This window comes from Aminobacter sp. J41 (assembly GCF_000526635.1).
In the GTDB taxonomy this organism is placed as follows: domain Bacteria; phylum Pseudomonadota; class Alphaproteobacteria; order Rhizobiales; family Rhizobiaceae; genus Aerobium.
Genome location: NZ_JAGL01000024.1, coordinates 1 through 13,992 on the forward strand (window position 1 = coordinate 1; position 13,992 = coordinate 13,992).

Genomic DNA, 13,992 nt, shown 5'->3' on the forward strand with positions numbered 1-13,992 from the left:
CTATCCCTTCCATGACCGCGACGCCATCGTCACCCATTGCGGCCGGCTTTGCCTTCACCGCAAGAAGATCAACATCTCCACCGTGCTGGCTGGACAGAAGCTGGGAATTAAGGAAGTCGATGACGGCATTTGGCTCGTCAGCTTCCTGCGCTATGATCTTGGATATATCGACCTGGAACAGAGGACACTGCAAACAATCGACAACCCGTTTGGCACGAGGTTGTCACCNATGTCTTAGGGACAAACTGTTACCTATGTCTCCGGGTCGGACAGAAGTATCGCTGGAGCGGGTGAAGGGAATCGAACCCTCGTCGTAAGCTTGGGAAGCTTCTGCTCTACCATTGAGCTACACCCGCGCGAGCCGCATTTCTGGTTCATCGGCCCCCTGCTTGTCAAGCTGATTGCGACGCGGCGGTCAACGCCCGCATTAAGCTTCATGTTACCCTGATCGCGATAAACCTCGCCGGGCTTTCCGGCTCGGGGAATCATCGTGAAGGCACTTGAATCGCTGATTCAGTCGCGCCGTTTCGAATACGCGATAACGGCGCTCATCATCATCAATGCAATTACGCTGGGGCTCGAAACCTCGGCGGCGGTCATGGCGAGCTACGGTCACCTGCTCAAGGTGATCGACCATGCGGTCCTGACCGTGTTCGTCTTCGAGCTGTTGCTGCGGTTCATGGTCTACCGCACCAGCTTCTTCCGCGACCCGTGGCGCGTGTTCGATTTCTTCGTCGTCGCGGTGGCGCTGCTGCCGGCGACCGGCAACCTCTCGGTATTACGGGCGCTGCGCATCCTGCGCGTGTTGCGCCTGGTCAGCATCATCCCGTCGCTGCGCCGCGTCGTCAGCGGGCTCGTCTCGGCGCTGCCGGGCATGGGCTCGATCGTGCTCTTGCTGGGCCTTGTCTTCTATGTGTTCTCGGTGATGGCGACGCAGATGTACGGCCATACCGATCCGGAAAAGTTCGGCACGCTGGCGGCGTCGGCCTACACGCTGTTCGAGGTGATGACGATGGATTCGTGGTCGACCGGCACCGTGCGGCCGATAATGGAAGCGCATCCGTGGGCGTGGACGTTCTTCCTGCCCTTCATCGTCGCGACGAGTTTTGCCGTCCTCAACCTGTTCATCGGTATCATCGTCAACGCGATGCAGGTCGAAGCCGAGGCGATGATGCAGCAGGAGAGGTCGGACGACCAGGCAGAGCTGCTGAAGGAGATCAGGGCCCTGCGCGCAGAGGTCAGGGCGCTGCGCCGCGAAGACGCCGGCGCCTGAGCGTCAGGCGCGGAAATGCTTTGACAGCTTCAGGCCCTGCGCCTGGTAGTTGGACTTGAGATCAGCGCCATAGAGCTTGGCTGGCCGCGACAGCATGTGCTCGTAGACAAGGCGGCCGACGATCTGGCCGTGTTCGAGGATGAACGGGACTTCGTGGCTGCGCACTTCGAGCACCGCGCGGCTACCGGTGCCCCCTGCCGCCGAGTGGCCGAAGCCGGGATCGAAGAAGCCGGCATAGTGGACACGAAACTCGCCGACGAGCGGATCGTACGGCGTCATCTCGGCCGCATAGTCCGGCGGGACGTGCACCGCCTCGCGGGAGACGAGGATGTAGAACTCGTCCGGATCGAGGATCAGTTCGTGGCGGCCGCGCACGTAGAGCGGCTCCCAGAAATCATGCACGTCCTGGGCCGCGCGCTTGTCGACGTCGATGACGGCGGTGTGGTGCTTGCCGCGATAGCCGATCAGGCCGTCGCGGTCGCCCGAAAGGTCGATCGAGAGCGCGATGCCGCCATAGGTGATGCTCGGCGCCTCGGCGGCAACCAGCGTCTCGCGCTCGTGCAGCTCCTGCAGCTCGCTTTCGTTCAGCGTCGAATGCCCCTTGCGGAAGCGGATCTGCGACAGGCGCGAGCCGGGGCGCACGATGATCGGGAAGGTGCGCGGGCTGACTTCCAGGAACAGCTGGCCGCGGTAGCCTGCCGGGATCTTGTCGAACTCCTGCGCATGGTCCGCCATGACGCGGGTGAAGATGTCGAGGCGGCCGGTCGAGCTCTTCGGGTTGGCGGAGGCCGAAATGTCGTCGGGTAGCGCCAGCGTCTCGGCAAGCGGCACGATGTAGACGCAGCCCGTTTCCAGCACCGTGCCGGCTTCGGTCAGATCGATCTCGTGCAGCTTCAGCCGGTCGAGTTTTTCGATGACGCTGCTGTTGGGGCCGGGCAGGAAGGAGGCGCGTACGCGGTAGGCCTTGGTGCCGAGCCTGAGGTCGAGGCTCGCGGGCTGGATCTGGTCAGGATCGAGCGCGCGCGACGAAGACAACGCACCTGCGTCAAAGAGTGCAGCAATGTCGCGATCCGGCAGGATTCCCGTAATACGCACGGCGGTACCTCATGTTTGACCGGCGAGGTTTAACGACCTCGGCAATTGACGCAAGCTCTGTCGAGGGATAAAGGACCCTTTATCCCGTGGTGATTTGCCGGTCGGCTTGCAGCCACGTTAAATAAGTCGCTAAAGGGACCGCTATGGAGGAACCGGCATGCGACTTCGCGGCCGGTTTTTTTGTATTCAGGTGTAAGATGACCAACGAAGCGAAGCGCAACTGGAAGCCGGCAACCACACTCGTGCATGGCGGCACCGTCCGCACGCCGTATGGCGAGACGTCGGAAGCGCTGTTCCTCACCCAGGGTTTCGTCTACGAGACCGCCGGCGCCGCGGAGCGACGCTTCAAGGACGAAGAGCCTGGCTTCATCTACTCGCGCTACGCGAACCCGACCGTCGACATGTTCGAAAAGCGCATGTGCGCGCTTGAGGGCGCAGAGGATGCGCGCGCAATGGCGTCGGGCATGGCCGCGGTTGCCGCCGCGCTGCTTTGCAGCGTCAAGGCTGGCGACCACGTCGTTGCCGCCCGCGCACTGTTCGGCTCCTGCCGCTGGATCGTCGAGAAGCTGATGCCGAAGTACGGCATCGAAACGACTTTGGTCGACGGCACGAAGATCGACGAGTGGGAGCAGGCGGTTCGCCCGAACACCAAGCTGTTCTTCTTCGAGAGCCCGACTAACCCGACGCTCGAGGTCATCGACATCGCTGCCGTGGCGAAGATCGCCAACAGCATCGGCGCGCGCGTCGTCGTCGACAACGTCTTCGCCACCCCGCTGCATCAGAAGCCGCTCGAACTCGGCGCGCATGTCGTCGTCTACTCGGCCACCAAGCACATTGACGGCCAGGGCCGCTGCCTCGGCGGCGTCGTGCTCTCCGACAAGCAGTGGATCGACGAGAACCTTCACGACTATTTCCGCCACACCGGCCCGTCGCTGTCGCCGTTCAACGCCTGGACGCTGCTGAAGGGCCTGGAGACCCTGCCGCTGCGCGTGCGTCAGCAGTCGGAAAGCGCCCTGAAGATCGCTGACTTCCTCGCCAGCCATCCGAAGATCGAGCGCGTCATCTATCCGGGCCGCAAGGATCACCCGCAGGCCGATCTCATTGCCCGCCAGATGAAGGGCGGCTCGACGCTGATCTGCTTCGACGTCAAGGGTGGCAAGGACGGCGCGTTCAAGTTTGCCGACGCGCTGGAGATCATCAAGATCTCCAACAATCTCGGCGACGCCAAGAGCCTGATCACCCACCCGTCGACCACGACGCACAAGAACCTCGGCGAGGAGGCCCGCGTTGCAATCGGCATCTACGGTGGCACAATGCGGCTGTCCGTGGGTCTCGAGGATACCGACGACCTGATCGCGGATATCGACCGCGCGCTGGGCTGACCCAGATAACGTCATGCGCCAGCAGCGTTAGGGACAGGCAGCAGATGTACCGGTGCACGACGCGCGACATCGAGGTTGAGGTCGAGCCGTTCTTCCTGCCCGACCGTTCGGACCCGGACGAAAGCCATTTCGTCTGGGGCTATCGGGTGACGATCGTCAACAACTCGCCGATGCGCGTTCAGCTGCTCGAACGCTATTGGCGCATCACCGACGGCCTCGGCCGCGTCGAGGAAGTGCGCGGGGAGGGCGTCGTGGGCGAACAGCCGGAACTCAATCCCGGCGACAGCTATCAGTACACTTCCGGCTGCCCTCTGCGCACGCCCTCCGGCATCATGCTCGGCACCTACACGATGGAGACCGAGAGCGGCGAACGCTTTGAGGTCGACATCCCGGCCTTTTCGCTCGACCTGCCGGATGCGGCGCGGTCGCTGAACTGAGGGGCGTGCTGGGGCGCGCCGCAGGAACCGGGGCTGTCTTTACGGCCTCGCACTCGTGCCTGATTTTGCTGGTTCCGCTCGCGAATGCGCGTCACCGCCGGCTCTCCACGACGCCCCCTCCGGCGCTTCGCGCCACCTCCCCCATAAATGGGGGAGGATCCTCGCGCAGAGCCCGTGGGTACGCCGTGTGCGCCCTTTAGCGTTCAGGCATGGATCGTCGGGTCAAGCCCGACGATGACGAAGGTGAGACGTGGGTGCCGGCGCTATCCACGTCCCGTCGGCAAAAGCGGTGATGGATGCGCGGCCGGTGGAGGTTTTTCCGTCCCGCCTTTCCTATCGTCATCGTCGGGCTTGACCCGACGATCCATGCCGGAACGTTTGCGCTCGCGGGGCGCTGGCGATGATGCGCTGCCGAGCGGGTCTACGCTTCTTCCTGCAGGTCGTCCGGTTCCGGCTCGGGGAACAGCTTGCGGTCCATGAGCGAGCGGCCGAAGCGGTAGAGGATGTCGGCGGCCAGTTCGCGGCGTTCGCCGATCAGCCGGTTGTAGGCCTTGCCCGCTTCGAAGTTCATCTGGCGGTGCGCCTGCGGGTCCAGACGGTGGATCGACTGCGCGAGGCAGATCGCGATCTCGCAGACCGCCTCGGCGATTTCTTCGCGCATCTCGGCGCGGGTTGGGAAATTCTCGGCCATCCGTAAATCGCCTGCTAGCCCTTGCTCGGAGCAGGACTCTGCACGGCAGCAGTTAACTATTCAATACACGCGGGGATTTGCGGGGGCTTCTGCGGGATCGGACACCCGGCAAGGTGCCGGGCGGAGCAGGGGAGCGCTGCTGAACCCTGACGGTACGGCCTGGCGGATCTGGCGCGCGGGACGGCGATGTGCGTCCTCGGGAAGATTCGGAGAGAAGGTAATGGACGCGGGAGGTTCAGTCCTCACGACCCTGACGCCGAAGACAAAAAAGCCCGGCATCAACTGCCGGGCTCTTCTTTCTCTGCCGACGCTTGCTAGCGCTGGAAGGTGCGCTCGCAGGAGCCTCCCATCCAGTCCTGGCACGCCAGGCTTGCGCGCTGCGCGTCGCGTATTCCCATTTGATCGGAATGTTCGACCAGCTCCGAGAAGCCCCAGCCGAAGGCTGCGGCACCAAGAACTATGAGGAGTATCTTCAGCGTCATCGTCTGTCCGGTTTCGTGCTGGCCCGCACCGCCCGGTTGCCCATGCCAAACATGGCCCCATCCGGTTCACGAAGGCTTACTCGAATATTAACCATCCGGTTGGGACGATGACCAGACCGAATGATCTGCCGCATACGTAAATTGTATGCGGCAGGAGTAATTTTTATTGATCCGCCGGAGCAAACTCGGACGGGTCGAAGTCGTAGCTCACCGAGCAGAACTCGCAGGTGACCTTGATCTTCCCGTCTTCGGTGCTCTCCTTGATCTCCTCGGCGGTAAAGCCGGAGAGGATGCCCTGGATGCGATCGCGCGAGCAGGAGCACTGGTCGCGAACGGTCGTGCCCTCGAACACGCGCACGCCGTGCTCGTGGAAAAGACGGAAGAGCAGGCGCTCGGCGCCGACGGTCGGATCGATCAGCTCGTCGGCCTCGATGGTCGACATCAGCATCCGCGTCTCGTTCCACGCGTCATCGGCGGTCTGGCCGTTGTCGCCATTGTCGCCATCGCCGCCGTGCAGGTCGGGCAGGCGGGCGCGCTCCGGGGCTGCCGGCAGGAACTGCGTCAGCAGGCCGCCTGCGCGCCAGCGGGTGCCGCCGCCTTCGCCGCGGACCATCTGCCGCGCGACCGCAAGGCGCACGTCGGTCGGGATCTGCTCCGACTGGCGGAAGTATATGCGCGCGGCTTCCTCGAGCGAGGTCTGATCGAGGGGGACGATGCCCTGGTAGCGCTGCATGTGCGCGCCCTGGTCGACGGTCAGCGCAAGCACGCCCTTGCCAAGGAGGTCCTCGGTCGAGGTCTTGCCGGCGGCAATGGCTTCGGCAACCTGCGCCTCGTCGTAGCTCGCATAGGCGCGCAGCGCATGCGGCGTCGTGAAGTCGGCGACCAGCATGCTGACCGGGCCGTCGGACCGGGTCTGCACGATGAACTTGCCCTGGAATTTCAGCGACGTGCCGAGCAGCACGGTGAGCGCCATCGCCTCGGCGAGGAGGCGGGCGACCGGCTCGGGATAGTCATGGCGCGACAGGATCGAGTCCAGCAACGGGCCGAGCTGAACCGCGCGCCCGCGTATGTCGAGCGCTTCCACCGCGAACGGAACAACATGATCGTCGCCGGCGAATCCGAATTCGCCGAGATGTCTTTGGGTCTCAGCCACTGGAGTATCCTGTCAGTTATGCCTGCGTCGCTGGTTGGCGCGGGGTCGTTTGTCGGGTTTTGCGTTGAGATGCGGCCCTTTGCAAGAGGGCCGGCACGCATTGACCTTGCGCATCGGGGTGATGTCGCACACCGATCAGGCGCTCAAGATCCTGGTGAGCCCCTCAGATAGGAAGGCTCACCTTCCGGATCAAGCGCGGAAGCACCAGGCGATGACCGCCTTCTGGGCGTGCAGCCGGTTCTCGGCTTCGTCGAACACGACCGAGTGCGGGCCGTCGATCACCTCGTCGGTGACCTCCTCACCGCGATGGGCAGGCAGGCAGTGCATGAACAGCGCGTCTGGCTTGGCGCGCTCCATCAGCTTGGCGTTCACCTGATAAGGCATGAAGACGTTGTTGCCGCGGGCGCGGTGCTCCTGGCCCATCGACACCCAGGTGTCGGTGACGACGCAATCAGCGCCTTCGACGGCCTCTTCGGCCGAGCGGGTCAACTGGATGCGGCCGCCATTGGCGAGCGCCCAGTCGAGATATTTCTGCGACGGCTCGCTGCCTTCCGGAACGGCGATGTTCAGGCGGAAGCCGAAGCGGGCCGACGCCTCCATCAGCGAGTGCAGCACGTTGTTGCCGTCGCCGGTCCAGGCGAAAAGCTTGTCGCGGACGGGGCCGCGATGCTCTTCGAAGGTCATGATGTCAGCCATGATCTGGCACGGATGCGTGTCGTCGGTCAGCGCGTTGATGACCGGCACGGTCGCATGCTCGGCGAGCTCCAGCAGGCGCGAGTGCTCCGTCGTGCGGATCATGATCGCATCGACGTAGCGGGAAAGAACGCGGGCGGTATCGGCAATCGTCTCCGAGCGGCCGAGCTGCATCTCGGTGCCCGTCAGCATGATCGTTTCGCCGCCGAGCTGGCGCATGCCGACGTCGAACGAGACGCGCGTGCGGGTCGACGGCTTTTCGAAGATCATCGCCAGCACCTTGCCGGCGAGCGGCTTCGAGACTTCGCCAGCCTTCAGGCGGTGCTTGCGTGCTGCGGCGTCATCGAGGATCTGGCGCAGGTCTTCGGCCGAGACGGCCGACAGGTCGGTGAAATGCCGGTAGTCCCTGTTCATTACTTGGCTCCCTCGGAGGCGGCGAGCTTGGCGGCCGCCTTGCGAATTCTTTCAACTGCCTGACGGATGTCATCTTCGGTGACGGTGAGCGGCGGCAGCAGGCGCACGACGTCGTCGCCAGCCGGAACCGACAGCAGATGCTCGTCGCGCATTGCCCCGGCGACGGCGCCGTTGTTCATCTTGCACTTAAGGCCGAGCATCAGGCCTGTGCCGCGCACTTCCTCGAACACGGTTGGGAACTCGTCGACGACCGAGGCGAGCGCCTGGCGCGCCGCGTTGCCCTTCTGCTGCACAGCGTCCAGGAAGCCGTCCTCAAGGACGACGTCGAGCACGGCGTTGCCAACGGCCATGGCGAGCGGGTTGCCGCCGAAGGTCGTGCCGTGCACGCCAGCCGTCATGCCCATCGCGGCCTTATTGGTGGCAAGGCAGGCGCCGACGGGGAAGCCGCCGCCGATGCCCTTGGCGATCGCCATGATGTCCGGCTCGATGGACGACCACTGGTAGGCGAACAGCTTGCCGGTGCGGCCGACGCCTGACTGCACCTCGTCGAGGATGAGCAGCAGGCCGTGCTTGTCGCACAGCGCGCGCAGCTTCTCGAGGAACTGCGGCGGCATCGGGCGGATGCCGCCTTCGCCCTGGACCGGCTCGATCAGGATCGCGGCGGTCTCATCGGTGATGGCCTTCTCGGCAGCCTCAAGGTCGCCGAACGGTACCTGGTCGAAGCCCTCGACCTTGGGGCCGAAGCCCTCGAGGTACTTCTTCTGGCCGCCGGCGGCGATGGTCGCCAGGGTGCGGCCGTGGAACGCGCCTTCGAAGGTGATGATGCGGAAGCGCTCAGGAGCGCCATTCACGTACTGGTAGCGGCGCGCGGTCTTGATCGCGCACTCGAGCGCCTCGGCGCCGGAATTGGTGAAGAACACCTTGTCGGCGAAGGTCGCAGCGGCAAGGCGCTCGCCGAGGCGGGCCTGGCCGGGAATTTCGTAGAGGTTGGAGACGTGCCAGACCTTGCTGGCCTGCTCGGTCAGCGCCTTGACGAGATGCGGGTGCGAGTGGCCCAGCGAATTGACCGCGATGCCGCCCGCGAAGTCGAGGTATCGCTCGCCGCTCTCGGCTATCAGCCAGCTGCCTTCACCTCGTTCGAATGCCAGTGGGGCACGTGCGAAGGTTTCGAAAAGCGCTGCTGATCCGCTCATTGCTAGCTACTCCGGTCGTTCCGGTCACCGACATTAAAAAAAAGCCGCCCAAGGGCGGCAAAGGGCAGCTTATATCGACCTTTGAGCCAGGTGTGTCAAATAAAACGTCGCACCATCTTTCCGCTGCGTTAGCGCCTTTGCTCTTGATGGCGCCAAGTTGGGGAAAACCCGAAAAACTGATTCGGGTGCCGACGGGGACTCTTGTCACGGAGTCAGCCCATAAGGTAGCTTGAGAGCCACAAGAACTAGATTTCGTGCGGCGGATCTAACTACCCCGATACATTTGGTGTCGCGCCGGCTCTGGCCGGACGGGAGTGGATTCCGATTCCGTCCGCAAAATGGAAGCAGGAGCCTCTCCTCATGAACTGGACCGACGAACGCGTTGAACTGCTGAGGAAACTCTGGTCGGAAGGTCTGAGCGCCAGCCAGATCGCTACGCAGCTGGGGGGCGTCAGCCGGAATGCAGTCATCGGCAAGGTACACCGCCTGAAGCTGTCGGGCAGGGGGCGCACGACGCCGGCCCAGCCGCGCGCCAAGAAGGTGGCCCCTGCCGCGGCTCCCGTGAAGGTTCAGACGCGTCCGGCACGCACCATCACCGCAACCGTCGGTGCAACCGCGCTTGCCGCCCAGTTCGACGCCGAGCCGGTGGCGCGCCAGGTGCTGCGCCCGGTCGAAGACGTCGTCGTGCCGATCTCCCGCAACCTGAAGCTGATCGAACTCACGGAGCGGACCTGCAAGTGGCCGAATGGCGACCCGCTGTCGGAAGACTTCAGCTTCTGCGGCAACCAGTCCGGCGAGAGCAGCCCGTACTGCGGCTACCACGCCAAGGTGGCGTACCAGCCGGCTTCGGATCGTCGCCGCGTGCGCTGATCGAAAAGTTTGAAGTCCAGAAAGACTGGGGAGCCGCAAGGCTCCCTTATTTTGTTTGGCAAGCAAAAAGGATGACTTTGCGTCAGCCGTTTAGTCGGACGTGCGGGCGCGAACGACTATCTGGTGGCTCTTGTCTACTTTGACGCGATCGAGCGGCAGCTGCTCGCCCGTAACGACGTGATAGACGGTCTCGGCGATGTTGGTGGCGTGGTCGCCGATGCGCTCGATGTTTTTGGCGCAGAACAGCAGGTGCGTGCACGGCGAGATGTTGCGCGGGTCTTCCATCATGTAGGTCAGAAGCTCGCGGAACAGCGACGTGTACATCGCGTCGATCTCCTCGTCGCGGTTGCGCACGAAGCCGATCGTGCTGACCTCGCGCGAGGCATAGACGTCGAGCACTTCCTTGAGCTGGGTCAGCGCGAGCGTCGTCAGGGCCTCCAGCCCGCGGAAGAGCTGCACCGGCTGGCGCATCTCCGCTACCGCCACGACGCGCTTGGCGATGTTCTTGCCGAGATCGCCGACACGCTCAAGGTCGGCGGCAATCTTGATGGTGCCGAGGATTTCGCGGAGGTCATCCGCCACCGGCTGGCGCCGGGCGATGATCTGGACCGCCTGCTCGTCAATCCAGCGCTGACCTTCGTCGAGCGCCGCGTCGTCGGCGATCACCTTTCGCGCAAGGTCGCCGTCGGCATTAACCAAGGCTGACATCGCCTCGTCGACCATGCGCTCGGCAAGGCCTCCCATCGCGGCGATGCGGTTGCCGAGTTCGGCGAGTTCCTGGTCATAGGCGCGGACGATGTGAGATGACTGCATGGTCAAGCCAGACTGCTTCAGGCGGTTTGCATCAGGCTAGAGCAGCCGGATGACAGGAAAAAGAACGGGGCTAGCCGCGCGGCAGGTGGACGCAGAAGGTCGAGCCTTCGCCCACCGTTGAATGGATGGTCAGCCGCCCCTCGTGGCGGGTGAGTATATGCTTGACGATCGCAAGGCCAAGCCCGGTGCCGTTGCGCACGCGGCTTTTCTCGACGTCGACGCGGTAGAACCGCTCGGTGAGACGCGGGATGTGCTCCTCGGCGATGCCCGGCCCATAGTCGCGGAAGCAGACTATGGCTTCCGGGCCGCTGCCGTACCCTTCGCTAATCGAGATCTCGACGCGCTTGCCTTCCTGTCCGTACTTGCAGGCGTTTTCGAGGAGGTTGGAGAAGACCTGGATCAGCTCGTCACGGTCGCCGGGAACGGAAAGGGGCTCGGCGGGCGGCGTAAAGGAGACCTCGACATCGTAGTCCCTCATCAGATGCGACATGGTCTCCAGCACGCCCGAGATCAGCGGGCCAAGCTCCACCTTCTGCTGCGGTCGCATGTGCGGCTTCATCTCGATGCGCGAGAGCGAGAGAAGATCGTCGATCAGCCGCGCCATGCGCGAGGTCTGCGCCTGCATGATTTGCAGGAAGTTTTCGCGCGCCCTGGCGTCTTCCCTGGCGGGACCGCGCAGCGTTTCGATGAAGCCGGCGATCGAGGCGAGCGGCGTGCGCAGCTCGTGGCTGGCGTTGGCGATGAAGTCGGCGCGCATGCGGTCGATGCGGCGGGTCTCGCTCTGGTCCTTGAAGTGGACGAGGAACAGTCCCGCTGCCGTGCCGAGCGGCTTGATCGAGATGAGGAAGGCGCGCTCGACCGGTACGCGCTCGGCATATTCGATCTGCCCCTCGGAGCCGTCGCTCAGCGCCCTCATCAGCAGCTTCTGCACCTCTGGCGAACGGAAGCGGTGCTGCAGCAGCGTGCCGGTGCGCAGCGCTCCGAACGAGGCGATGGCGGCCGGATTGGCGTAGCGCGTCGCACCGTGCGCGTCGATCAGGACAACAGGATCGGGCAGCACATCCGCAAGTTCGCGCGCCGGCAGGAGGTCCACCTCGTCTGGCCGCTCGCCAGGTTGCACCTTCATGTCCCGCATTCCCTGCATGCCTGTTGCCGGCTCCCCATCAGGAACGGCTCATCGCACAGCAGTATCACAGTTGTGCGACAATCGCAGGACGCTGGCTCATTCGGCCGGCAGGGCAGCGACACGGGGCGGCGGGATGATGGCGGCAGCACGGGAAGCACGCCTCTCCGGTGCTTGCGTGGCGGGGTAGCTGACTGAGCGCCGGTGCGGTGTCTTGTGCCAGTGGTGCGGGCGCCACCAGAGCTCCCAGATCGCGACCCAACCCGCGACCGACAGCAGCACCCAGTGCACCGGCGTCAGGCAGATCGTCTTCCAGAGCGGCGGCCGTTCGCTCGCTGCGAGGCTGCGCCAGCCGAGCATGATGAAGGCGCCATAGCCGCACACCAGCGCCGCGAGCGCCAGCAGCACGATCTGTGCCTCGAACGTGTCGATCGAGCCGGAAGCAATGACCGACGCGCTGACGTAGAGTACAGAGGCGAGGAAGACCGGGTGTACAAGCGCCGACAGGATCATGCCGAAGACAACGATCTGCACGGCGAGAAAACCGGCGAAGCCAAGCTCGCGCCAGAGCAAGACCGGATGGCGCATGTGGACGAGCCAGGTCTGCATCCACCCTTTGAACCAGCGGATGCGCTGCGGCAGCCATTCGCGGAGCTGCTCCGGCGCATCCTCGAGCGTCGGGTTGCGGATGATGCCGATCTCATAGCCGTAGCGGGCAAGGCGCAGGCCGAGGTCCGCATCTTCGGTGACGTTGAACGCGTCCCAGCCGCCGACTTCGATGAGCACCGAACGGCGGAAATGGTTGGACGTGCCGCCGAGCGGCAGCGGCAGCCCGCTTCGAGCCAGGAATGGCAGCAGTCCCCGGAACAGCCCCGCATATTCGAACGCGAACATGGTTGCGAGGATGCTCGCCTTCGTGTTGCCGATGACGAGCGGCGCCTGCAGGCAGGCAAGCCTTTGCCCGTCGCGACGGAAACGCGCATAGGCGGCGGCCAACTGGTAGGGGTCGGGCCGATCCTCGGCGTCATAGAGCGTGACGAACTCGCCGCTGCAGAGCGGCAGCGCATAGGCAAGCGCCTTCGGCTTGGTGCGCGGCAGGCCCGGCGGGACCTCGATGATCTCGATGCACGGATGCAGGCGGTGCGCGCGCAGCGCGGCAAGTGTCTCACCGTCGTCCGCCTCGCAGACGATTTTGATCTCGAGCTTGCTGCGCGGCCACTGCAGCTTGCCGAGTGCGACCAGCAGCTGCGGCACGATCTCCCGCTCGCGGTAGAGCGCGACGATGACGGAATAGACAGGCAGCTCATCCGGTTCGCCCGGCTGCATGTGCCGGCGCTGGATCGGCCGCGCATCGCGCAGCGCCAGCAGCCGCAGCATGATGCAGCTGAAGAAGGTGAGCGCGGCGAGTACGTGGATTGCCAGGATCGTGACGGCGGGAGCGAGCGCAAGGCAGGTTCCGAGAAGTGCCAGCAGTACGCCGATGACGAGGCCTTGCCTGCCGGTAATGACGGTGCGGGCAGTCAGATGCGGCGAGTGCAGCGCATGCGCGTTCTCCGCGTCGAACAGCAACCGCCGGCTGGTCCGCTCGACCAGCGCCTTACGGACGACGGAAGGCGGCGCAAGGCGCAGGCGGTTGGAAAGGTCCGGATGCTCGTTCACCCATTTGCGCAGCGTGCCGAGTTCGATATCGGTCCGCGCCATAACGTGAATGATATTGCCCGACGCATCGCTCACCATCATCACGCGGGCACCAAAGCTGCGCCGTAGCGCATCGAGCCGCGCGTCGGCGTCCATGACGATCTGTTTGGGCGAGATCCTTGCGATGAAGCCGAGGCCGACTTCCACGGCAATGGCGCGGAAGAAGCGATCCTCCACCACCTTGCCGGAGGCGAGCAGCTCGCGGGCAAAGCCGGTGTCGTTGGCAACCGCACGCCGGGCGATGGCGCGGGCATCCTCGGCGCCGAGCCCGATCCGTGCCAGTACCGGTCGCCATTCGCGCAGCTTGGCGTCCACGCGCATTTCACGGATCTGCCGGACCGACGGCAGCAGGATCTCGAACCGGTCTTCCGCTGGGTGAAACGTGCGCCGGAGCGGACGCGGGGCAGGAGGCTTGAGAAGGGTGTGTGGTGTCGTGGCCGGGGAGGTGGCGAGGCGTGTCATGAGGCCACCTCCTGCCAGCAGGACGCACTTCTCGCGCGCGTCGCCATCGCGGCGACCGGATGCGGCTTCACATGACCTGTGAGTTGGCAGATTGATGTTCTGCTCATGTACGCCCCCGTTGTTGGGGATCGTGGCACGGTATTTTAGAATTTTCAAATATTTTTGGTATTGGTGCAGCAACGTCTCTGAAATGCGGTAGCGTTGCTTGGTTTG

The 13,992-nt window shown here is 64.3% G+C and carries 13 protein-coding genes, 1 tRNA gene, 1 pseudogene and 1 riboswitch; of the genes and pseudogenes, 5 read left to right on the top strand and 10 right to left on the bottom strand.

The features are described 5' to 3' along the window. Positions 1-238: pseudogene (locus tag L630_RS0115135) on the top strand (IS481 family transposase); the annotation flags it as partial. Positions 239-282: 44 nt separating this feature from the next. Here the strand turns inward: L630_RS0115135 and L630_RS0115140 are convergent. After that, positions 283-356, bottom strand: a tRNA-Gly gene (locus tag L630_RS0115140). A gap of 134 nt (positions 357-490) precedes the next feature. Between L630_RS0115140 and L630_RS0115145 the strand changes: the two genes are divergently transcribed. Beyond that, positions 491-1,273 (top strand): ion transporter, encoded by a 783-nt coding sequence (locus tag L630_RS0115145; protein WP_024849090.1) that lies wholly within the window; start codon positions 491-493, stop codon positions 1,271-1,273. A gap of 3 nt (positions 1,274-1,276) precedes the next feature. On the opposite strand, the gene L630_RS0115150 is transcribed toward L630_RS0115145, so the two are convergent. Then, positions 1,277-2,368, bottom strand: coding sequence for a 2'-deoxycytidine 5'-triphosphate deaminase (locus L630_RS0115150; protein WP_024849091.1), 1,092 nt, complete (start codon positions 2,366-2,368; stop codon positions 1,277-1,279). A 76-nt stretch (positions 2,369-2,444) separates the two neighbouring features. Further along, a riboswitch (SAM riboswitch) is annotated at positions 2,445-2,522 on the top strand. Positions 2,523-2,565: 43 nt separating this feature from the next. On the opposite strand from L630_RS0115150, the gene L630_RS0115155 reads away from it, so the two are divergent. After that, positions 2,566-3,750: an O-succinylhomoserine sulfhydrylase gene (locus L630_RS0115155; protein ID WP_024849092.1), complete on the top strand. Its 1,185-nt coding sequence runs from the start codon at positions 2,566-2,568 to the stop codon at positions 3,748-3,750. A 44-nt stretch (positions 3,751-3,794) separates the two neighbouring features. Next, a complete protein-coding gene (gene apaG, locus L630_RS0115160) occupies positions 3,795-4,187 on the top strand; it encodes a Co2+/Mg2+ efflux protein ApaG (protein WP_024849093.1) in 393 nt (130 codons plus the stop codon). A gap of 421 nt (positions 4,188-4,608) precedes the next feature. On the opposite strand, the gene L630_RS0115165 is transcribed toward apaG, so the two are convergent. From L630_RS0115165 to L630_RS0115185, 5 genes are all read right to left on the bottom strand, one after another. After that, positions 4,609-4,878 (bottom strand): hypothetical protein, encoded by a 270-nt coding sequence (locus L630_RS0115165; protein ID WP_024849094.1) that lies wholly within the window; start codon positions 4,876-4,878, stop codon positions 4,609-4,611. A gap of 314 nt (positions 4,879-5,192) precedes the next feature. Beyond that, positions 5,193-5,360, bottom strand: a complete 168-nt coding sequence (locus L630_RS22915; RefSeq protein ID WP_156941767.1) for a hypothetical protein — start codon at positions 5,358-5,360, stop codon at positions 5,193-5,195. A gap of 163 nt (positions 5,361-5,523) precedes the next feature. Then, on the bottom strand, positions 5,524-6,513 hold the full coding sequence (locus tag L630_RS0115175) for an Hsp33 family molecular chaperone (protein WP_024849095.1): 990 nt from the start codon (positions 6,511-6,513) through the stop codon (positions 5,524-5,526). Between the two features lie 189 nt (positions 6,514-6,702). After that, positions 6,703-7,620, bottom strand: coding sequence for an ornithine carbamoyltransferase (argF, locus tag L630_RS0115180; RefSeq protein ID WP_024849096.1), 918 nt, complete (start codon positions 7,618-7,620; stop codon positions 6,703-6,705). After that, a complete protein-coding gene (locus tag L630_RS0115185) occupies positions 7,620-8,813 on the bottom strand; it encodes an aspartate aminotransferase family protein (protein ID WP_024849097.1) in 1,194 nt (397 codons plus the stop codon). The genes argF and L630_RS0115185 overlap by 1 nt, the downstream gene beginning before the upstream one ends. A 360-nt stretch (positions 8,814-9,173) precedes the next feature. On the opposite strand from L630_RS0115185, the gene L630_RS0115190 reads away from it, so the two are divergent. Further along, complete coding sequence (locus tag L630_RS0115190; protein WP_024849098.1) at positions 9,174-9,683, top strand: GcrA family cell cycle regulator; 510 nt, start codon at positions 9,174-9,176, stop codon at positions 9,681-9,683. A gap of 90 nt (positions 9,684-9,773) precedes the next feature. Here L630_RS0115190 and phoU read toward each other — a convergent pair whose 3' ends face one another. The 3 genes from phoU to L630_RS21560 all read right to left on the bottom strand — a co-directional run bounded on the left by phoU (position 9,774) and on the right by L630_RS21560 (position 13,779). Then, positions 9,774-10,496: a phosphate signaling complex protein PhoU gene (gene phoU / locus L630_RS0115195; protein WP_024849099.1), complete on the bottom strand. Its 723-nt coding sequence runs from the start codon at positions 10,494-10,496 to the stop codon at positions 9,774-9,776. Positions 10,497-10,566: 70 nt separating this feature from the next. Continuing rightward, positions 10,567-11,622, bottom strand: a complete 1,056-nt coding sequence (locus tag L630_RS0115200) for an ATP-binding protein (RefSeq protein WP_245263760.1) — start codon at positions 11,620-11,622, stop codon at positions 10,567-10,569. A gap of 96 nt (positions 11,623-11,718) precedes the next feature. Then, positions 11,719-13,779 (bottom strand): glycosyltransferase family 2 protein, encoded by a 2,061-nt coding sequence (locus L630_RS21560; protein ID WP_024849101.1) that lies wholly within the window; start codon positions 13,777-13,779, stop codon positions 11,719-11,721. Positions 13,780-13,992: the final 213 nt, after the last annotated feature.

Bases quoted from the DNA above. Each gene is read 5' to 3' on its own strand.
- L630_RS0115190 (WP_024849098.1), top strand. From the start codon at position 9,174: ATGAACTGGACCGACGAACGCGTTGAACTGCTGAGGAAACTCTGGTCG.
- L630_RS21560 (WP_024849101.1), bottom strand. From the start codon at position 13,779: ATGACACGCCTCGCCACCTCCCCGGCCACGACACCACACACCCTTCTC.
- argF (WP_024849096.1), bottom strand. From the start codon at position 7,620: ATGAACAGGGACTACCGGCATTTCACCGACCTGTCGGCCGTCTCGGCC.
- L630_RS0115200 (WP_245263760.1), bottom strand. From the start codon at position 11,622: ATGAAGGTGCAACCTGGCGAGCGGCCAGACGAGGTGGACCTCCTGCCG.
- L630_RS0115165 (WP_024849094.1), bottom strand. From the start codon at position 4,878: ATGGCCGAGAATTTCCCAACCCGCGCCGAGATGCGCGAAGAAATCGCC.
- apaG (WP_024849093.1), top strand. From the start codon at position 3,795: ATGTACCGGTGCACGACGCGCGACATCGAGGTTGAGGTCGAGCCGTTC.
- L630_RS0115155 (WP_024849092.1), top strand. From the start codon at position 2,566: ATGACCAACGAAGCGAAGCGCAACTGGAAGCCGGCAACCACACTCGTG.
- L630_RS0115185 (WP_024849097.1), bottom strand. From the start codon at position 8,813: ATGAGCGGATCAGCAGCGCTTTTCGAAACCTTCGCACGTGCCCCACTG.
- phoU (WP_024849099.1), bottom strand. From the start codon at position 10,496: ATGCAGTCATCTCACATCGTCCGCGCCTATGACCAGGAACTCGCCGAA.
- L630_RS22915 (WP_156941767.1), bottom strand. From the start codon at position 5,360: ATGACGCTGAAGATACTCCTCATAGTTCTTGGTGCCGCAGCCTTCGGC.